This is a genomic window from Nitrospira sp., assembly GCA_029194665.1.
Classification (GTDB): domain Bacteria; phylum Nitrospirota; class Nitrospiria; order Nitrospirales; family Nitrospiraceae; genus Nitrospira_D.
Genome location: JARFXO010000001.1, coordinates 263674 through 282565, shown reverse-complemented (window position 1 = coordinate 282565; position 18892 = coordinate 263674). Strand labels below are relative to the sequence as shown.

The window sequence follows — 18892 nt, the reverse complement described above, 5'->3', positions numbered from 1 at the left end:
CCGCGGAATAAACCAACAGACGAGTTTTCGTTTTCGGATTAGGGTTAACTAATGATCGTCAGCGATCGGAAGGAATGTTGCGGTCCAAACTCACCATGCGCTGCAATTCGGCAAGGCGATTCAGCGCATCGAGCGGGGTCATCGAGAAGAGGTCAATCTGCTTGACCTCCTCGATAATCGGATGGGGCTGGGGAAGGGGATCAGATGTCAACGGGAGTTGCTCCTGGATCAACTCGGAACGAGTCTCCGGCTGTTCAAGTTGTAACAACACCGCTTTGGCGCGATCGATCACGTTGGGAGGGAGCCCTGCAAGTTTCGCAACGTGGATACCGTAACTCCGGTCGGCTTTGCCTGCCACGATTTTTCGAAGAAACACGACGTCTCCGCCGCGCTCCTGCACGGCCACGCGATAATTCTTGATTCCGGTCCGCTGCTGCTCCAGCTGTGTCATCTCATGGTAATGGGTGGCGAACAACGTGCGCGCGCCTAATCGAGCTCGGTCATGGATATGTTCCGCAATCGCCCAGGCGATGCTCAAGCCATCGTAAGTGCTTGTACCTCGCCCGATTTCGTCCAGTAGAATCAGACTGCGTTGAGTCGCATTCTGAAGAATGTTGGCCGTCTCGACCATTTCCACCATGAACGTACTCTGGCCTCCCGCCAGATTATCCGAGGCTCCCACTCTGGTGAAGATGCGATCGGTCAACCCGATAGACGCTTCTGTGGCGGGAACGAAGCTGCCGATCTGAGCCATCAGCACGATCAGCGCGACTTGGCGAAGATACGTGCTCTTTCCCGCCATGTTCGGTCCGGTAATGATCAGCAGCCTGTTCGTTTCCAAATCCAGGACCGTGTCGTTCGGGACGAATCCCGAATCGGTACAGAGTCCTTCGACCACGGGGTGGCGACCATCTCGTATTGTGATGTCACCCCCTTCCGTGACTGTGGGTTTGCTGTATCGGTGCAAGGCGGCCGCCTCCGCCAATGCGGCTATGACATCAATGAGCGAAAGGTGGATCGCCATGGCGTCCAATCGATGGGCTTCTTTCGCCAATCGTGAGCGAAGCTCACCAAAGACCTCTTGCTCACGAGCGAGCAGCTTGACATCGGCCCCTGTGACACGTTCTTCCAGTTCCTTCAATTCTGCGGTCATAAATCGTTCGGCATTGACCAGGGTTTGCTTGCGAACATAGTCGGCGGGAACACGAGCAAGATTGGCTTTGGTGATCTCGATATAATAGCCGAACACCTGGTTGTAACGGACCTTCAACGATTCTATGCCGGTTCGCTCACGCTCTCGAACCTCGATGCCCGCGATCCAGCTTTTCCCTTCCTTGCTGGCTTTACGCAGTTCGTCGATTGCCGGGTCATAGCCGTCCTTGATGATATTCCCATCGCGAAGGGAGAGCGGAGCATCAGGTCGGATGGCTTCCTCGATCAGGTTGTAGAGATCCTGGCCGTTATCCCATGACGCCCTTGCATCGCAGAGTAGCTGGCTCTGGAGCGGCGTCAACTGAACAAGAATCTCGGGCAAAACCGAGAGAGACTGTTTGAGGGCAAGCAGTTCTCGTGGGCCGGCCAAACCGAGGACGATGCGGCTGCCGAGTCGTGCAATATCCTGGATCTCTCGCAAGCCTGTACGTAATGCAGTCCGCACCTGCATGTGGCTCTTCAGTTCTTCCACGGCGTCGAGGCGAGCGCTGATCTGGTCGCAACGGAGCAACGGTCGTACCAGCCACTGGCGAAGGAGTCGACTTCCCATCGCGGTGGCGGTCCGATCCAACCGGCTCAGAAGAGTCGTAGATTTCAAACCAGACGTTGTCTCGCTCGACATGAATGGTTTAAGAAGTTCCAGGTTACGGATGGTCGTTCCATCCAGATGCATGTACTCGCTATTCTGCCGGACAGTGAATCGGCGAATGTGATCCGGAGGAACCGCCGGTTGGGTCTCGCGGAAGTACGACAAGACGGCTCCTGCAGCGCTACTGGCAGCCGGGACATCGGCACAGCCTAGGGCTTCCAAGGTTTGCACGCGGAAGTGTTCAGTCAAGGTGCGAGCAGCCGATTGATGGCTGAACGACGCTGGTGGTCGTTCACACAGGCGCGCCCCTGCTATTTGCTCAATCCAAGGGGAGCGGTGGTCTGCGGGGAAAAGAACTTCCCGAGGGTCCAGTCGAGCGAGCTCGTTCAACACTTGCGTGGACGCCTGGGGACTGTGAAACTCCATGCCCCAAAATTCACCCGTTGACACCTCCAGGACCGCTAGGCCGATCGGTGATCCTCGGTCTGGGTCTGGTCCAACGGAGAGGGCAGCCAGATAGTTCAGCTCGGAAGGGGCAAGAAATTCCGTGTCTACGAGCGTACCGGGAGTATACAGCCTGACGACTTCACGCCGTACCAGGCCTTTGGCCGCTTTTGGATCTTCAACTTGCTCACATAAGGCGACGAGACGGCCGGCCTTCAAGAGCTTTGCGATATAGCCTGTTGCTGCATGATAGGGAACGCCACAGAGTGGAACAGGATGGGGGCTGTTCTTGTCGCGAGACGTGAGGGCGATCGATAAGAGTCGAGACGCCTCCTGCGCATCCTCGTAAAACATCTCATAAAAATCTCCGACGCGAAAAAACAGGATGGCTTCAGGGTATCCCTGTTTGATGTCCCGATACTGCCGCATGAGCGGGCTCGAGGTTGAGTCACTCATCACCGAAGTCCCTCGAAGATTCCATTTGAGCGGGACTCTGAGTCCGTCCGGATAGCTTCTCAAGAGATTGCCTGAGTCGCTCCAAGTTCACTTCGGCTTCCTGCAAGGCCTTCGTCTTTCGTCGAAGGTCGATACGCGCACGGACCCAGGGAGGAAAAAGCAGAATGACCGCGACCAACAGGCCGATGACAAAACCGGCCATGATGGGCTTGTAAATGGGTGTTGAAGCTTGAAGTAATCCAAAAAAATAGCGGAGCGTGACTTCCTGTTCTTGATTTTGAAGGAAGAAGGCCAACGAAAGGAGCAGAAGGATGCCGACCAGGATCAATCGAGTCATCGCGACGAAGTCTTTCTACCAGCCTGGAGGCTTGCTCTGACTGATCGTGCAGCTGGACGCTCTCTGTTCTTGATTTGAGCGAGAAGTGTGCGAGAGCGTGAACCTCTTGCTTCCAGCCGCACTGCTCTGGTCGTCCTGGTCCGATGGGTAATGCTCACTTCCAATCGGTCCTCCGGAAGCAATCGGGGAAATCGGTCCGCCCACTCAATGGCGACGACCACATCGTCGGTGAAATAGTCCAATAGTCCAATCGAATCAGCTTCATCCGGTTTCTGCAACCGGTATAAGTCGATATGAATGATCGGAAGACGCCCCTGGTATTCATGTACGATCACGAACGTCGGGCTTGTGACGGAATCAGCCGGTACGTCGAGGCCGACAACGATCCCACGGACCAGTGCCGTCTTCCCAACGCCTAATTCACCGATCAAGGCGAGTACCTCCCCCCCCTGAAGCAGCCTGCCAATGGCATATCCCAACGATTCTGTTTCGCCGGGAGACGAGAGGATAAGGTCCAGACAGGTGATGGATGTCGCCATGGGAACGTCTTCACGAGGGATCGTTCCATCGCTCGTTGGGCTTATTAGATGGAACTTGGTGGATAAGCTTGAGGGCATAGGGAATCTCCTCGATCACGTCCCCCGCAATTAATCCGGCCTGCCCCATCTTGGCTGCGGCCAAATCGCCTGCGGCTCCATGCAGGTATGTGGCAGCACAGGCAGCCTCCCAGGAGGGTACGCCTTGGGCTAAGAGTCCCACCACCATGCCGGTTAACACATCCCCTGTTCCTGCAGTCGCCATCCCCGGATTTCCGGTAGGGCAAATCGCAACGGCTCCGTCCGGACGGGCGACGACGGTCCTGGCACCTTTCAACACAACGAACAGGCCTCGCTCTCTGGCGAAGCGGGAGGCAAAACCGATCCGATCGCTATTGACGGTCTGCGGCGTGGCGTCTGCCTCCAGTCGCGCCATCTCTCCGGGATGCGGGGTGATAATCGGCGGTGTCTTGCAAGATGCCAGGAGAGCGGTCCGTCCAGTCAACGCGTTCAGGGCGTCTGCATCCAAAACAGCCGGTCGATCAAGTTGTTTCGTCAAGCCCTGGACGAGTTCAACCGTTTCCGGATGGGTGGATAATCCTGGACCGATGGCGATAGCGGTTCTCGCCGCCATGAAGGAGACAAGCCGATCCAATGCGGTCCTAGCAAAGGTGCGCGCTTTGGTCTCAGGCATCGGAGCCGTCATCGCCTCCAGCAGCTTTGCTTCCAATATATCGTTGACACTGGTAGGGATTGCGACGGTTACGAGCCCCGCGCCGACACGAAGCGCCGCTCGCGCGGCCATGGCAGCCGCTCCGGTTTTTCCAACGGACCCGGCAATAATGCCGGCATGACCAAAGGAACCTTTGTGATTCGATGGTTGCCGACTCGGCAGGTACGTTCGCACATCGTGTTCTGTCATCAATGTCGTTCGGCTCTCGACCGAATCAATGTAAGCCGGCGGAATTCCGATGTCCACAATGGCCACCTCGCCGACCAGATCGATCCCATCGTTCTGATAGAGGCCTAACTTAGGCAGACCAAAGGTCACGGTAAGGGAGGCACGAACGGCTCGACCCAGGATCATGCCGCTATCAGCATGGAGGCCCGACGGTAGATCGACAGCCACCACGGGGCGGCCGGTTTCGTTGATGCTGTCGATGGCCTCAGCATAACGTCCGGTTACAGCAGAGGAGAGTCCTGTCCCGAGGAGCGCATCGACGAGGATATCGCTGCCTTGAAAAAGTGATTCTGTCTGAGTCTTGGATGTGTAAAGACGCACGGAAGATTTCCCCGCGCCACGGACGAATTGCTTATGCATCGTTGCCGCATCACGGCTCAGTTCGGAGATGGGTGCCATGGCGAGCACGCGCACGTTCGCCTGGCGTCGGCGAAGTAGGCGAGCGGCGACGAATCCATCCCCCCCATTGTTACCTTTGCCGCATACAACGGTGACCGTCTTGCCCCGCAGGGGTCCCAACCGTTGTTCAAGACAAGCTACGACGCCGGAGCCGGCGCGTTCCATCAACGTGGTCGCTGGGATATGAGCCTCCGAGATAGTTCGGCGGTCGAGCTCCTGCATCTGTGCAGCGGTAATGATCTTGGTCATGCGGACTTGGGATATTGAACGGACCGACCCAGCGGGTCGACGACATTAGATCAACCGAGCAAGGTCTTCATCTCTTTCACGGCTTGTACGAGCCCGACGAGAACCGCCCGTGCGACGATACTGTGCCCGATGTTGTACTCGACGATTTCGGGAACATGCGTCAGGCGTTTGATGTTGCGGTAATTCAGCCCATGGCCGGCATTCACTCCGATTCCGAGCTTGTAGGCCAACTTGGCGGCGTGGGTAATGGACTCAAATTCCGCATCGGCTTCCTTGGAGCGTGTGGCATTTGCGTAACGACCGGTATGCAACTCCACGAAATCAGCCGCAATCTTGTGCGCAGCCTTGATCTGATTCAGATCAGGCTCGACGAAGACGCTGACGGGAATCCCCCCGTTATGTAACAGAGTCACAATGCCTTGAATTCGGTCGCGTTGTCCAACAACATCAAGGCCACCTTCAGTGGTGAGTTCCTGTCGCTTTTCCGGCACCAACGTGACGAGGTCAGGCTTGATGCTCAGGGCGATCTTCGCCATTTCGCCGTCGGCCGCCATTTCAAGGTCGAGCTTTGTGCGGGCAATCTCGCGAAGGAGTTGAAGGTCTCGGTCTTGGATATGGCGTCTGTCTTCCCGCAGATGAACGACCAGGCCATCGGCTCCTGCCAGTTCGACAAGAACAGCCGCCGCCAAGGGATCCGGATCGACTCCTCCCCGTGCCTGCCGCAACGTCGCCACATGGTCGATATTTACACCAAGACGGGCCATCTCCTCTCCTTCATTCAATCAGCTTGGTCAGCGCCTGCGAAAAAGGCCTGATCAGGCAATGAAACGGTATTAGTAGCAGAAAGGAACGAGAGGGGGCAAGGACGGGTTCGCCGATAGGCGAGGGACTGGATGAAAGGCCTCTGTTCTTGGTAACTTCGGCACCACATGGACATGCGGCAAATTGACTCGACCAAAGCCCTCAATTACAATATCCGCTTTCCACATCCCTTCGCTCATGTCGCGGTGATGAGTTAGTTTGAGAAACGTCTAGAAACAGTCAAAGGAAGTTCATGGGGTTGGGCGAAGGTTTTTATCGAATCAAGCGACTCCCGCCGTATGTCTTCGCGCAGGTTCAATCCCTCAAGCTTGAGGCGCGGCAACGTGGCGAAGACATCATCGATTTTGGGATGGGCAATCCCGATCAACCGACGCCGCCTCATATCGTCGAGAAGATGATCGAGGCTGCCCGCAAGGGGAAGAATCATCGTTATTCTGCATCGCGCGGCATCACGAAACTGCGGCACGCGATTTGTGCGTGGTACAAGCGCAATTACGATGTTGCCCTGGATCCGGAGACCGAAGCCATCGTCACCATCGGATCAAAAGAGGGTCTGGCTCACCTGGCATTGGCCTTGATCGGCCCGGGCGATGTGGTCCTGACCCCGACGCCGACCTATCCCATCCACATGTACAGCTTCATCATTGCCGGCGGTGAGGTCCGTGGCATCGAACTCCGCCAGGATAGCGATTTCTTCGAGGATCTGACGCGTGTCTATCGGCAGACGTTTCCGAGACCGAAGATCCTCGTGATCAATTTTCCCCACAATCCCACCACGGCCGTGGTTAATTTGGAGTTTTTCAAGAAGATCGTGGCGTTTGCCAAGGAGCACAATGTCATCGTCATCCACGACCTCGCCTACGCCGACCTCGTGTTCGACGGCTATAAGGCACCGAGCTTTCTACAGATCCCAGGAGCCAAAGATTGTGGAGTGGAGTTCTATACCTTGTCTAAAGCCTACAACATGCCCGGCTGGCGGGTGGGATTTTGTGTGGGAAATCGAGAGGTCGTCGGAGCATTGGCGAAGATTAAAAGTTACCTCGACTATGGAATTTTTCAGCCGCTTCAGATCGCCAGCGTCATTGCGTTGAACGGGCCTCAGGACTGCGTTAAGGAGACGGTTCTGCGTTACCAGAAAAGGAGAGATACGCTGGTGGGTGGGCTGAATCGGATCGGATGGCAAGTAGCAAAACCGTTGGCCACGATGTTTGTGTGGGCACACATTCCCTTGCCCTACCGACACATGGGTTCGCTGGAGTTCTCGAAGCTCCTACTCAAAGAGGCGAAAGTCGCCGTTTCTCCAGGGATCGGATTCGGTGAAGGCGGTGATGAATACGTACGATTTGGACTTGTGGAGAATGAACATCGAACCAGGCAAGCCGTTCGAGGCATTCGCAAAGCCCTCAAGCTTGACGGGGACGAAGAATGAGGTCGCGCATTGGAGTCGGAATTGTAGGATTCGGCACAGTCGGCACGGGTGTCGCCAAGGTCCTCCTCAACAATGCCGCCATCATCAGCCGTCGCATCGGAGTGCCGATCGAACTTCTCCGGGTCGCAGATTTGGACGTGGCGAAGGATCGCGGCGTGACATTGGCTCCAGGGGTCCTCACCACCGCGGTCGATCGTGTCCTTACCGATCCGGACATCGATATCGTCGTCGAACTGATCGGTGGATACGAGACAGCGAAGCGGCTCATCTTGGATGCGATCGCCGCCGGGAAGCATGTCGTGACGGCGAACAAAGCGCTGCTAGCCCTTCACGGAGAGGAAATTTTTGAAGCCGCCACGCGCAAGGGTGTGGACCTAGGGTTTGAGGCCAGCGTCGGCGGCGGTATCCCTGTGATTCGGTCGTTGACCGAGGGGCTCGCTGGGAATACGATCGAGTCCATCTACGGAATCATCAATGGAACGTCTAACTATATATTGTCCAGAATGACCCATGAGGGACACAGTTTCCACGAGGTCCTCCGGGATGCACAACAGGCCGGGTATGCCGAAGCCGATCCGGCTTTTGATGTCGCCGGGACCGATTCGGCGCACAAGCTTGCCATACTTGTCAGTCTGGCCTATGGAACGCCCGTCAATTTCAAGGACATCTACACGGAAGGGATTACGAACATCACGCCGACCGATATTGCCTACGCAAAGCAGTTCGGCTATACGATCAAATCGCTCGGCATCGCAAAGCTCGTGGACGGGGAAATTGAGGCTCGGGTTCATCCCACCATGCTTCCCGCCACGTCACCCATCGCCCAAGTCGAAGATGTGTACAATGCCATCCAACTTGTCGGTGATGCTGTCGGTGATGTAGTGCAGTACGGCCGGGGAGCCGGAGCCATGCCGACCGGGAGTGCCGTGGTGAGCGACGTGATCTCGATCGGTCGGAATTTGCTCAAGGGCGCCGTCGGTCGCGTACCGGTGGCGTCGTTTCAGCAGAATCAGCGACGACCGCTCCGGCTGAGATCGATGGAGGAGATCAGCTCGATCTATTACCTCCGGTTTACGGTGGTCGATCGCCCGGGTGTCTTGGCACAGATCGCGGGTGAGTTAGGACGTTGTGGAATCAGTATTTCATCGATGGTGCAACAGGGACGCCGCGAAGGGCAGACGGTGCCGGTGGTCATCAAGACACATACCGCGAAAGAACGCGATGTGCAAACCGCGCTTCGTGAAATCAACCGGAGGCCCTTCGTCTCCGAACCGACCACGCTCATTCGCGTCGAAGGCAAGGATGAGTGATCGATGACCCGCTGGCGTGGAGTGATTGAAGAATACCGAAAATTCCTCCCTGTCGCCGAGAAGACACCGGTTATCAGCCTGGGAGAGGGTAATACCCCCCTGATCAGAGCCACAAGGTTGGCGAAGGCGATTGCGCCGGGAGTCGAACTCTACCTGAAGTTTGAGGGCGTCAACCCCACCGGCTCGTTCAAAGACCGCGGTATGACACTCGCCATTTCGAAGGCAGTGGAGAGCGGCGCGCGGGCCGTCATGTGCGCGTCGACCGGCAATACCTCCGCATCGGCTGCCGCCTACGGGGCTCGTGCCGGGTTGTCCGTGTACGTGTTGATTCCTGCCGGTAAGATCGCCATGGGGAAGCTCTCTCAAGCGATGATGCATCAGGCGACGGTTATTCAGATCGAAGGAAACTTTGATCAGGCTCTGGCGCTCGTCAAGGACTTTTCGGCGTCGCTCCACATCGAATTGGTGAACTCGGTGAATCCGTACAGGATTGAGGGTCAGAAGACCGCTGCCTTCGAGGTCTGCGATCAACTCGGCGACGCTCCGACATTTCATGTCCTACCGGTCGGGAATGCGGGAAATATCACCGCCTATTGGAAAGGGTACCAGGAGTATCGTGCGGCGAATCAGATCACGCGGGTGCCACGCATGATGGGTTTTCAGGCTGCGGGTGCGGCGCCCATTGTGTTGGGCAAAATCGTCGAACAGCCCCAGACTGTCGCGACCGCCATTCGAATCGGCAACCCTGCCAGCTGGTCCGGCGCGTTGAGAGCGATGGAGGAATCGACGGGTGCGATCGATATGGTCACAGATGAAGAAATTCTCCAGGCCTACAGGACAGTGGCGGCCACGGAAGGCGTCTTTTGTGAGCCTGCTTCCGCTGCGTCCGTCGCCGGGGTCACCAAGCTGCATCGAACCAAGATTCTACGGGAGGGAGTAACAGTCGTATGCACGCTTACAGGGCATGGTTTGAAGGATGCCGATACGGCGATCAGTGTGTCGAAGCAACCGGTGACCGTCAAGGCAACGCGCGAGGACGTTGCCCGTCTCTTGAATGTCTGAAGGACGTGTGGGTCTCATGAGATATGTGATGGTGCACGCCGGCGGGATGGCGGACCGTCCGAGACCGGAACTCGGGGGACGCACGCCACTGCAAGCGTCATCGACACCTAACCTCGACCGCCTCGCGCAAGTCGGAGAACTCGGTCGGCTGCTGACTCCCATGGACGGCGTTCGTCACGGGAGCGGGCTGATCGGGGCCGCGATTCTTGGGTACGACCCCAGAAAGTTCTATCAGGGCCCTGGGCCGCTGGAAGCGGCGAGCCTGGGTGTGTCCGTAACAGAGCATGATGTGGTGTATCGCTGTACGATGGTGACCCTGCGACCCGAAGGTGGCAAGGGCGGTGAGATCAAGAAGCTAGGGCCGCACGTGATCATGGACGACGCGACGGCCGGGTTGATTGAAACCGCAGAAGCGCGCGAATTGATCGAAGCCATCAACGAGCAAGTCGGCTCCGAAACCATCCAGTTTTATCCGGGAACAGGTCATCGTCACCTGATGGTATGGGTGAACGGAAAGCCGCGAGCCGTTTGCATCGATCCACAGACGATAGTCGGTCGATCTATCGCCGATGCCCTACCCACGGGAGATGGTGCGGATATTCTCCGGAGATTGATGGATACCGCCCACGTGATCCTGCGTGATCATCCCGTGAACGATGACCGGGTAGCAGCGGGGAACAAATCGGCAAACTGTGTCTGGTTGTGGGGTGAAGGGCGAGCGGTGAGATGGCCGAGCTTGATGGAAAAATATGACATCGTCGGGGCGGTTGTGGCGACCAGCGACGTCTATCGTGGTGTAGGCATTAGCGCGGGGCTCGAAGCGGTGGATCCCGAGAGGCTGGCCGAGGGGGATCTCCGCACCAAGGCGGCGGTGGCGCTGGAGGAATTAGCCAAGAAAGATTTTGTGTATGTGCATGCTGAATTAACGGACGAGGTGATACACGGGACTGATATCAAGGCGAAGGTCCATGGCATTGAAGAGTTTGATCGCAACCTGGTAGGACCGTTGGTCCACGGTCTGACCGAACAAGGTCCCTATCGTTTCCTTGTCATCTGTGATCACTCGGAAGATCCGCAGAGTCCGGCGTTCTATACGTTTGGTGAGGAGGGTGTGAAAGGATCGGAAACAGCCGGTCGTCGCTTCACCGAGGCCGATGCGCTTGCCGCGAACATGCCGGCTCGTGATGCAACCAAGTTCGTGAACAAGTTCTTTTCCAAAAGCTGAGACCCATGGCGCTGGTCGTTCAAAAGTACGGAGGGACTTCCGTTGGAACGATTGAGCGCATCCACTTGGTTGCCGACCGGGTGGCGCACACGCAGCGGGAAGGGAATCAGGTCGTCGTCGTCCTCTCGGCGATGAGTGGGGAGACGGATCGGCTGATCAAACTCGCACATGAAGTCACCACTGTTCCTGACGAACGCGAATTGGACATGCTGCTCTCGACAGGAGAGCGGATCACCATCGCGCTTCTGTCGATGGAATTGCGTGGACGAGGGATCAATGCCAGATCCTTTACGGGACGTCAGGTCGGCATCATTACCGATAGTGCCCATACCAAAGCACGGATCGCACGAGTCACCGCTGATCGCATCAAGGAGGCGTTGAAGCAGGGTGTCTTACCGGTCGTGGCAGGATTCCAAGGAATCAATGAACAATCCGACGTGACCACCCTCGGCCGCGGTGGGTCCGATCTCTCTGCCGTTGCGCTGGCGGCAGCATTAAAGGCCGATCGGTGCATCATCTTCACCGACGTCGACGGTGTCTATACGGCCGACCCAAATATTGTGCCGGCAGCAAGACGGATCGATAAGATTGCGTATGAAGAGATGCTTGAAATGGCGAGCCTCGGCGCAAAAGTTCTGCAAACCAGATCCGTCGAGTTTGCGGCCAAGTTCAATGTCCCGGTCGAGGTCAATTCCAGCTTCAAAGCAGGAAAGGGAACGCTCGTGACGAAAGAAGATACGGATATGGAATCGGCAGCCATCGCCGGCGTGACCGGAGACCGCAATCAAGCGAAGATTACCGTCGTTGGAGTGCCGGATAAACCAGGGATCGCTGCGAGAATTTTTGGTCCTGTCGCGCAAGCCCATATCAATGTCGATATGATCATTCAGAACATGAGCCAGGCCGCCCTGACGGACCTCTCCTTCACTGTGCCGCGCGCCGACCTCAAGAAGGCCGTGCCGATCATTCAATCTGTGGCGAACGAGATCGAGGCAAAATCGGTTTCTGTGACTGAGGCGATTGCCAAAGTCTCGCTTATCGGGGTGGGCATGCGGTCGCACTCAGGCGTAGCAGCGAAAATGTTTGAGGTGTTGTCCAGCGAGGGAATCAATATCATGATGATCAGTACCTCGGAAATCAAGATCTCCTGTGTGATCGATGAGAAGTATCTCGAACTGGCCATGCGCTCTCTGCATTCGGCATTCGATCTCGATCAAGCCCAGTCCTGAAACGGTCAGGCGAAGATCTGAGACTCGACAAGCAGCGCTCGGTTGTCAAGCCATTGGAGTGCGGTCCTCCAGCCCTAAGCCATCAGAGAGGCCATCAAAGGAAAAGTAACCTCCACTTACCTGCCCAAGTACGGGCGGGCCTCGAATCTCCGAGATTGCATGCTGGACGACCATGAAAGATGTCACAGACCTGAGGTTGGCCTGGCTTGTGTCACATGCTATGCAGTATCGACTCTTTATTTCATCAAGGGGGTTCCGAGTGACTGAACAGAAGAAGATCGCAGCATATTATAAACAAGATCATGATCAGTTGGATGAGTTGTTCAAAATCTTTCAATCTTCCAAACGCTCGGACTTTGCCAAAGCCAAGCAATCCTTCAAGGAATTCAAAGTCGGTCTCCAGCGGCATATCCTGTGGGAAGAGGAGCTGCTGTTTCCGATGTGGGAAAAGAAAACCGGCATGATCGAGGAGGGGCCGACGCCCATGATGCGCTTTGAGCACAGCCAGATCAAGCAGCTGCTTGACGCGATTCACCAAAAGGTGGAGCGAGAGAATCTTGATGTCGATCAAGACGAGCAGGCGCTGGTAAACCTATTGAGCTCTCATAATAGGAAGGAAGAACGGGCGCTCTATCCCGCCATCGATAACGTCACCAGCAGGGACGAACGCGCAACCGTCTTCGGCAACATGAACAGCATTCCAGAAGACCGATACAATGCTTGTTGTAATGAGCACTGACAATCATCTCGCAGAAGGGAGAGGGATGTGAGATGGGCTAGGAGTGAAACTTGGTCAAGCTCTCGAACGTTTCTCAACAGTGATCTGCTCGTCAAACTGACGGTCTCGTTCGGTCTGCTCTTCGCAAGCAGCCTGGGAATGGAGCTTGTCTCTCCATCCGATTACGCCCGTGCCGAGTCCTCGGCCTCACAACTGACCGACAAGGTGAAAGGCAATGTGATGCGAGGCCGTGAGATTTTCAACGGCAAGGGTGTGTGCTACTACTGCCATGGCATCGATGGGTATCTGTATCGGACACCACGACTGGAAGCCGAGACAGCGGCGCTCATCGCGAAGCTGAATCCTCCGCCTTCCGATTTACGGAATCCTGAGGAGTTGCGCCTGAAAACCGACAAGGAGCGAGCTCGCGCCATTCGTGAAGGCCATCCAGGCACCGGCATGTTTCCCGATCACACCATGACCGATCAAGACCTCGCCGATATGCTGCTCTACCTGGGGCTCATTCGAAAAGATCCCCACCCTGAGCAGTAAACTAAGGGCTTGATACGCGCCATGCGCAAGAAACTATTGTCACCTCCTATCCATCAGGGGAAGATCCTGAGAGAGGAGTTCGTGAAGCCTTTGAATCTGTCGGCCAAACGCGCAAGGCGCGAATTGGGCGGGGGGTATGCGTGGAGTTTGCACTCTGAGAGAAGCAAGACTACTGCATATCAAACTGAAGGATGACGCCTCACCAGTGCTTCGAGCGGAACCGTCCCGCAAGCTACTTCACCAGGTTTCGGCCAGTCCCTCAAGCCCAACGTGACGCCGCACAAGCTGTAGCATCAGACGAGAGAGGACGTGACCCCTGAAACACACACGCATCATCGTGACCCACTACGGCGGGCCCGATGCACTGGAAGTGCTCGAAGAAGACTGCCCCGAGCCGAACCACGGTGAAGTGCGGGTGAGAGTGTTGGCCGCCGGGGTTTCCTTGCCGGACCTGATGATGCGGGAAGGCATCCACCCTGAGACGCCCCGGCTGCCCTTCACACCAGGGTGGGATCTGGTCGGCGTGGTGGATCAACTCGGTGCCGGCGTCTCCGGGCTCGAACCGGGCCAGATCGTGGCAGCGCTGCCGATCCACGGCGCCTACGCGGAATTCGTCTGTCTGCCGCAAGGTGAACTGGTGCCGGTGCCATCCGGGCTGGAGGCAGCCGAGGCTGTCAGTCTTGTGCTGAACTACGTCACGGCGTACCAGATGCTGCATCGTTCGGCCAAGATCAGACCGGGCCAACGCCTGTTGATTCACGGCGCAGCAGGTGGAGTCGGCTCGGCCCTCTTACAGCTTGGGCGCCTCGCCGGGCTGGAGCTATACGGGACCTGTTCAGCACGCGGGGCGTCGGCCGTTTCCGATCTCGGTGCGGTCCCCATTGATTACGAGCATCAAGACTTCGTAAAGGAGATCCACCGGCTGACGGGTGAGGGCGCAGACGTTGTCTTCGACGGCATCGGTGGCACGCATATCTGGCGTTCCCGCAAGGCTCTGCGTGCTGGAGGGACGGTCGTGGCCTATGGCCTGACTGGCTCGCTCCGTGGCGGCCGCTTGGCGTCCGGTCGTTCAGGCGGTCGTCATCGGTTTCGCGCGATCGCCATTTTCGGCTTGTACATTGCCGGTGGCTGGTTTCTCCCGGGTCGGAAACGGATTGTCCCCTATAGTATCCAATGGCTCAAACGGCTGAAATCGTCATGGTCTCGACAGGACTTGATCGCCCTGTTCGACCTCCTCCAACAGCAGAAAATCAAGCCGATCATCGCACAGCGATTTCCTCTTGCCGAGGCAAGACAGGCGCAGGAGTTGCTCGGGAGAGGAGGCGTGACGGGCAAGATCGTCCTCGTCCACAATGGGGCGTAGCTTGAATCGTAAACGACGTAACCACTGCACGCAGTGATGCGTGTTTCATGCCAGCGAAGATGCCAAGCAGTGGCCACGTTGAAAGACCAAGGAGAAACTTTGTTCGCTGGGCACATCGGAGTGGCATTAGTGATCGGGCGCATTGAGCGGCGCGTGAATGTCGGTCTTTTTGGGCGTGTCAAGTTTTGTGTGTGACTGATTGTGAATTACGCTCTTGTCGGCACTCGATCTCCTAACAACATTGCGAATTGATTCAGGGCACGTTTCCATTCGGGAATGGGTACGGTCCATTGCTTCGCAATCCCCTGCATCCTGAGAGAGAGCACTTTGACGATGGCTTCATCCGTCGGAAACGCCCCGCGGCGTGAGCTCCGTAAAGACGGCCAACCACAATTGCGCCCCGTCCGTTTCACTCACCCAGAGGCCTACCAAGTCCTTTTCCCCAGTGAGTGTGACGCCGAGGGCGACATGGACGGCGTTCGTCTTGACGGCTCCTTCGTGCCGAGACTTCACGAAGAAACACTCAAAATAGAGAATGGGATAGACGGTCTCCAAGGGCCGGCTTTGCCACAGACGCACATCCTCCAACACCGCATCCGTGATCGTGGAAATGAGCGTGGGGGAGACCTCCGTCCCATACCATTCTTCCAGATGGTGTTGAATCTCACGCGTGGTCATTCCCTGCGCAGAGAGAGCCAACACCTTGTCGTCCACACCGTCCAGCCGCCGGTGCCGTGCCTTGACCACCGTGGGTTCAAACGTACCCGCTCGATCGCGTGGCACGGCCAGCTCCATAGGCCCGTGATCTGTCTCGACCGTTTTGGCACTCGTGCCATTACGGACAGTGCCGTGCTGGGCCTGCTGACGGGCATGCGGAACATACCCGAGATGATTGGTCGGTTCCGTCGCCAGCGCACGTTCCACCAACCGTTTCGTTAACCCCTTCAAGAACCCCTGTTCCCCCAGAATAGCTTCCGGAGACTCACAGTCCTTTCATAAGTCATCAAGTACAGCATCGGGTTTTGTGTTGGGCTTGGTCATCATTCCTCCTTCAGAAACTAACTCCGTGATGATAATCGTTGATCTTACAAGCCCGATCACCGGGCCAGGGCCGCTTGCTGGGCCATCCGGTTGTGAGAGGGTTAGTCGCGTCGTTTGAACGTGCGGAATCGGCGCTGAAAAAAGCGGATATCGATGCACTCATGCAGTTTTATGCGCCATCTTACGACTACCATGGGTTGAAACAAGAGGACGTGCGACGGGTATGGGGCGAGGTCTTCGAGCATTACAAGGCCGTGGAGTCGCTCCATTTATTTTCCGCCTTCAAAGTCTCGCGAGTGAACGATGGGCTTCGTGCGGAAGCGACCTGCACAGGAGGATTGTACGGCATCGACGAACGCTCGGGAGATCGAGCCACCCTCGACAGTTGGTTTCGTGAAGTCCACTATCTGGTGAAAGAAGGGGATGTCTGGCGGTTTCTGGGCAATGCCGGAGAGGTGCCGGCCGCCGCCCCTTTCGCATCTGCCCCGCACCATCCGCTGTTCTGACGAGTCTAGATCTGCCGAAGGCGATGGATAACGGCCGGCATGACGGCGAAGAACAATAGACTCGCATAGTAGGCAGCGCCCGAGACTGGATCGCGATCGAAAAGAACTTCTGTTGCCGACATCCCTCGGAGCCACATTCCGACGGACAGGTCGGCGACCAAAACCATTCCGACAGCGATGAGGCCCACGGCGAGCGCCGAAGACCGGCCGCCATCGTCTAATCTTTGGCATACGATCCATCGGGCCGCAGCGACGATGATGAGCATCAGAGGCATTTCCAAGAGTTCTGCGGTGTTCTCACCGAGCAGCGGAACAACCATGAGGACTCGCCCGATTCCCAGGACGAACCCCGCACCGAACACCAAGAGAAAGTAGAGGGCTGCCGCTTGCAGGACCTGCATGCCATGACAGGAGCCGCGGTCGGCGTAGGCGCGATGGACTTTCAGGCGGACCTCTGAAAGTCCATTCATGATAGGCCTCCTCTTCGATATATCATGGAGGGTGAGGCGTGCGAACTTGGTGTGGCACAGGCTCATTATATCGGAACCGACGGTGGGATAATCGAGAGGGCGGCGCGATGTGCTTCAAGTCACTGCGGAAATCTGGGAGACGAGCAGCGTTCTTTTCTGGTAGACTCACCCGGTCACCATGACGGAGGAATCACGAGTGGAATACGATCTTCCCATCAAAGCCCTGGAGGCGCTGTCGCAAGGCGACCGCACCAAAGCAATCGAACTGGTTCAGCTGGAACGAAACATGAGCCGTGAGGAGGCGAGGGAGGTAGTTGCCTCGTTTATCCTCTCCCAACCTTCTCTGCAAGCGAAAATGAGGCTGGAGGAAAGCCGCGCGAGGACGCCATGGGGTCTCATGCGCTGGCTGATCCTGTTCCAAGCGATCGCGGTCGCAATCGGATACTTCTTCCTTTTTCGAGATCAATGATCAGGCTCGACAAGCTTGCTTCGGTTGCGAGCGGCTGTCAAGGTAGGTTCAACCCATATTTAGTCGAGTTCCTCTGCAATTCATTACACTGGTAATTTCTTTCGTCCTCTGTCAGGTGAGCGGGACGATGTGTGTCTTGCCCGATCTCTCTGAAGCAGAAGAAACAGCTATCCTTACGGAATAGAGTATGGCCTGTCCGATGGACGGGACCATCATGTGTCCGGCGTCGCTCGCCGCGTCTCCTGGACAGCAAATAAAGAACAATACGGTTGTGAGTCTTGATCCTGTGTTGTCTCAGGTCAGTCCTCACGAAGTTCCTGCCGAGATCTCCGTTGAGAGAACATGGTCTCGAAATAGTGCGTATTCTTTTGTTCCCATCTCCGTAAGCTCTTCCTCAGTGCTCCGAATCTGATCCTATACCTCCGATTTTGTCGACCGCTGCTTGGCTGCGGAGGCAGAGCGCGCGGTGAAGCTAATTACCGTCGGAGGTGGATCATGAAACAAACTTGCATCTTTCTTTTATTCTCGCGATGGCGGGCTGCGTGGCTCACTGCGCTGACGCTGCTTCTGCCCTTGCCGGTCTGCGCGACCGACGAGGCTGCTGAACCCAGCTTGGAACTTTCCGGTCTCATTCGAGAACTGGATGCCGCTAATCCTGAGGTAAAGGCAGCCTGCCAACGATGAGAAATGGCTCAGGCCTTGGTGCCGCAGGTTCAGACACTCCCGGATCCTACCCTTCAGCTCGGCCATCAAAAAATGCCTGTGGCGGAACCGTTCCAGGGAGCCATGTATGGGGTCTGACAGGAGATTCCGTTTCCAGGAATGCTCTGATTGAAGGGAAAGGTGGCGCAACGTGACACCGACCGACGCCCAAGTACCGCTGCCCTAACTCGCGACACTGCGATTCGTCAAGGGGCGCGGATGTGATTAAGCGGATCGCCGCGCCACAGGTCGGCGGCGTATTCTCCGCCATGATGCTGACGTTGTTCCTAATTCCGTCTACCCATGTCATGTGGCGGTGGTGGAGCGAGAGCACACGCGGATATATGAGGAAAACTGTGCATAAAACAGGAGGAGCATTGAACCCATGATATTCTCGGCGCATCGTTGTACAGAGCAGTGAATCAGCCCCTTATTTAGGGTATCATAGGTTCTACGCAATCGTGTCATCGCGTAATGCCACAATCTTCTATTGTGGCATTACGCAACTGCCGGATCGGTCCTCTGCCCTTTCTTGCCACCATGCTTCAAGAGGCTGCGAGAGCGTCGGTCAGAATCCGACCAGACAGTGGATGATGTGAGCAGAAATTTCATCTGACAGATAGACCATCCATTTGTCCACATGGACGACAGTCATGACGGCTGAGCGGAAGCTCATCAGGATGAAGTTGGGATTGTTGGAACTAGCGAAGCAACAGGCAATCCGTCAAAAGGGGCGACACAATGCCCGACGATCCAGCGAGAACACACTGGCTGTCTGTGCGGTCAGGATTTAATGAATGCGACCGAAATC

Annotated in this window: 19 protein-coding genes; 12 read left to right on the top strand and 7 right to left on the bottom strand. The window is 56.5% G+C overall.

The window, feature by feature from the left end:
- Nucleotides 1–58: 58 nt before the first annotated feature.
- The 5 genes from mutS to P0119_01295 are packed head-to-tail and all read right to left on the bottom strand — an operon-like array spanning nt 59 to nt 5947.
- A complete protein-coding gene (mutS, locus tag P0119_01315) occupies nt 59–2701 on the bottom strand; it encodes a DNA mismatch repair protein MutS (GenBank protein MDF0664690.1) in 2643 nt (880 codons plus the stop codon).
- On the bottom strand, nt 2694–3038 hold the full coding sequence (locus P0119_01310) for a LapA family protein (GenBank protein MDF0664689.1): 345 nt from the start codon (nt 3036–3038) through the stop codon (nt 2694–2696). The genes mutS and P0119_01310 overlap by 8 nt, the downstream gene beginning before the upstream one ends.
- Nucleotides 3035–3577 carry a tRNA (adenosine(37)-N6)-threonylcarbamoyltransferase complex ATPase subunit type 1 TsaE gene (gene tsaE / locus P0119_01305; GenBank protein MDF0664688.1) on the bottom strand — a complete coding sequence of 181 codons (543 nt, stop codon included), beginning with the start codon at nt 3575–3577 and terminating at the stop codon, nt 3035–3037. Before tsaE ends, P0119_01310 begins: the two co-directional genes overlap by 4 nt.
- Nucleotides 3578–3587: 10 nt before the next feature.
- Nucleotides 3588–5183, bottom strand: a complete 1596-nt coding sequence (locus tag P0119_01300; protein ID MDF0664687.1) for an NAD(P)H-hydrate dehydratase — start codon at nt 5181–5183, stop codon at nt 3588–3590.
- 50 nt (nt 5184–5233) lie between these two features.
- Nucleotides 5234–5947 (bottom strand): pyridoxine 5'-phosphate synthase, encoded by a 714-nt coding sequence (locus tag P0119_01295; protein ID MDF0664686.1) that lies wholly within the window; start codon nt 5945–5947, stop codon nt 5234–5236.
- Between the two features lie 290 nt (nt 5948–6237).
- On the opposite strand from P0119_01295, the gene alaC reads away from it, so the two are divergent.
- The 8 genes from alaC to P0119_01255 all read left to right on the top strand — a co-directional run bounded on the left by alaC (nt 6238) and on the right by P0119_01255 (nt 14893).
- On the top strand, nt 6238–7434 hold the full coding sequence (alaC, locus tag P0119_01290; protein ID MDF0664685.1) for an alanine transaminase: 1197 nt from the start codon (nt 6238–6240) through the stop codon (nt 7432–7434).
- A complete protein-coding gene (locus P0119_01285; GenBank protein ID MDF0664684.1) occupies nt 7431–8744 on the top strand; it encodes a homoserine dehydrogenase in 1314 nt (437 codons plus the stop codon). Before alaC ends, P0119_01285 begins: the two co-directional genes overlap by 4 nt.
- Before the next feature lie 3 nt (nt 8745–8747).
- On the top strand, nt 8748–9806 hold the full coding sequence (gene thrC, locus P0119_01280) for a threonine synthase (protein MDF0664683.1): 1059 nt from the start codon (nt 8748–8750) through the stop codon (nt 9804–9806).
- A gap of 16 nt (nt 9807–9822) precedes the next feature.
- Entirely contained in the window at nt 9823–11031 is a 1209-nt protein-coding gene (apgM, locus tag P0119_01275) for a 2,3-bisphosphoglycerate-independent phosphoglycerate mutase (protein MDF0664682.1), read from the top strand.
- Between the two features lie 5 nt (nt 11032–11036).
- Complete coding sequence (locus tag P0119_01270) at nt 11037–12260, top strand: aspartate kinase (GenBank protein MDF0664681.1); 1224 nt, start codon at nt 11037–11039, stop codon at nt 12258–12260.
- A gap of 172 nt (nt 12261–12432) precedes the next feature.
- Nucleotides 12433–12999, top strand: a complete 567-nt coding sequence (locus P0119_01265; protein ID MDF0664680.1) for a hemerythrin domain-containing protein — start codon at nt 12433–12435, stop codon at nt 12997–12999.
- Between the two features lie 27 nt (nt 13000–13026).
- Nucleotides 13027–13530, top strand: a complete 504-nt coding sequence (locus tag P0119_01260; GenBank protein MDF0664679.1) for a cytochrome c — start codon at nt 13027–13029, stop codon at nt 13528–13530.
- Nucleotides 13531–13867: 337 nt separating this feature from the next.
- Complete coding sequence (locus P0119_01255; protein ID MDF0664678.1) at nt 13868–14893, top strand: medium chain dehydrogenase/reductase family protein; 1026 nt, start codon at nt 13868–13870, stop codon at nt 14891–14893.
- A 339-nt stretch (nt 14894–15232) separates the two neighbouring features.
- Here the strand turns inward: P0119_01255 and P0119_01250 are convergent, their stop codons facing one another.
- On the bottom strand, nt 15233–15859 hold the full coding sequence (locus P0119_01250; protein ID MDF0664677.1) for a transposase: 627 nt from the start codon (nt 15857–15859) through the stop codon (nt 15233–15235).
- A 113-nt stretch (nt 15860–15972) separates the two neighbouring features.
- On the opposite strand from P0119_01250, the gene P0119_01245 reads away from it, so the two are divergent.
- Complete coding sequence (locus P0119_01245; GenBank protein ID MDF0664676.1) at nt 15973–16440, top strand: hypothetical protein; 468 nt, start codon at nt 15973–15975, stop codon at nt 16438–16440.
- 5 nt (nt 16441–16445) lie between these two features.
- Here P0119_01245 and P0119_01240 read toward each other — a convergent pair whose 3' ends face one another.
- The gene (locus P0119_01240) at nt 16446–16910 is read right to left on the bottom strand and encodes a hypothetical protein (GenBank protein ID MDF0664675.1); all 465 of its coding nucleotides are present in this window, start codon (nt 16908–16910) and stop codon (nt 16446–16448) included.
- A 196-nt stretch (nt 16911–17106) separates the two neighbouring features.
- Between P0119_01240 and P0119_01235 the strand changes: the two genes are divergently transcribed.
- The 3 genes from P0119_01235 (at nt 17107) to P0119_01225 (ending at nt 18875) form a co-directional block, all read left to right on the top strand.
- Nucleotides 17107–17379, top strand: coding sequence for a hypothetical protein (locus P0119_01235; GenBank protein ID MDF0664674.1), 273 nt, complete (start codon nt 17107–17109; stop codon nt 17377–17379).
- Between the two features lie 495 nt (nt 17380–17874).
- Nucleotides 17875–18063 carry a hypothetical protein gene (locus P0119_01230; GenBank protein ID MDF0664673.1) on the top strand — a complete coding sequence of 63 codons (189 nt, stop codon included), beginning with the start codon at nt 17875–17877 and terminating at the stop codon, nt 18061–18063.
- Between the two features lie 671 nt (nt 18064–18734).
- Nucleotides 18735–18875: a hypothetical protein gene (locus P0119_01225; protein ID MDF0664672.1), complete on the top strand. Its 141-nt coding sequence runs from the start codon at nt 18735–18737 to the stop codon at nt 18873–18875.
- Nucleotides 18876–18892: the final 17 nt, after the last annotated feature.

Excerpts from the sequence above, each read along its gene's own strand:
- mutS (MDF0664690.1), bottom strand. The coding sequence starts at position 2,701 with ATGAGTGACTCAACCTCGAGCCCGCTCATGCGGCAGTATCGGGACATC.
- P0119_01310 (MDF0664689.1), bottom strand. The coding sequence starts at position 3,038 with ATGACTCGATTGATCCTGGTCGGCATCCTTCTGCTCCTTTCGTTGGCC.
- tsaE (MDF0664688.1), bottom strand. The coding sequence starts at position 3,577 with ATGGCGACATCCATCACCTGTCTGGACCTTATCCTCTCGTCTCCCGGC.
- P0119_01300 (MDF0664687.1), bottom strand. The coding sequence starts at position 5,183 with ATGACCAAGATCATTACCGCTGCACAGATGCAGGAGCTCGACCGCCGA.
- P0119_01295 (MDF0664686.1), bottom strand. The coding sequence starts at position 5,947 with ATGGCCCGTCTTGGTGTAAATATCGACCATGTGGCGACGTTGCGGCAG.
- alaC (MDF0664685.1), top strand. The coding sequence starts at position 6,238 with ATGGGGTTGGGCGAAGGTTTTTATCGAATCAAGCGACTCCCGCCGTAT.
- P0119_01285 (MDF0664684.1), top strand. The coding sequence starts at position 7,431 with ATGAGGTCGCGCATTGGAGTCGGAATTGTAGGATTCGGCACAGTCGGC.
- thrC (MDF0664683.1), top strand. The coding sequence starts at position 8,748 with ATGACCCGCTGGCGTGGAGTGATTGAAGAATACCGAAAATTCCTCCCT.
- apgM (MDF0664682.1), top strand. The coding sequence starts at position 9,823 with ATGAGATATGTGATGGTGCACGCCGGCGGGATGGCGGACCGTCCGAGA.
- P0119_01270 (MDF0664681.1), top strand. The coding sequence starts at position 11,037 with ATGGCGCTGGTCGTTCAAAAGTACGGAGGGACTTCCGTTGGAACGATT.
- P0119_01265 (MDF0664680.1), top strand. The coding sequence starts at position 12,433 with ATGAAAGATGTCACAGACCTGAGGTTGGCCTGGCTTGTGTCACATGCT.
- P0119_01240 (MDF0664675.1), bottom strand. The coding sequence starts at position 16,910 with ATGAATGGACTTTCAGAGGTCCGCCTGAAAGTCCATCGCGCCTACGCC.
- P0119_01230 (MDF0664673.1), top strand. The coding sequence starts at position 17,875 with ATGAAACAAACTTGCATCTTTCTTTTATTCTCGCGATGGCGGGCTGCG.
- P0119_01225 (MDF0664672.1), top strand. The coding sequence starts at position 18,735 with ATGACGGCTGAGCGGAAGCTCATCAGGATGAAGTTGGGATTGTTGGAA.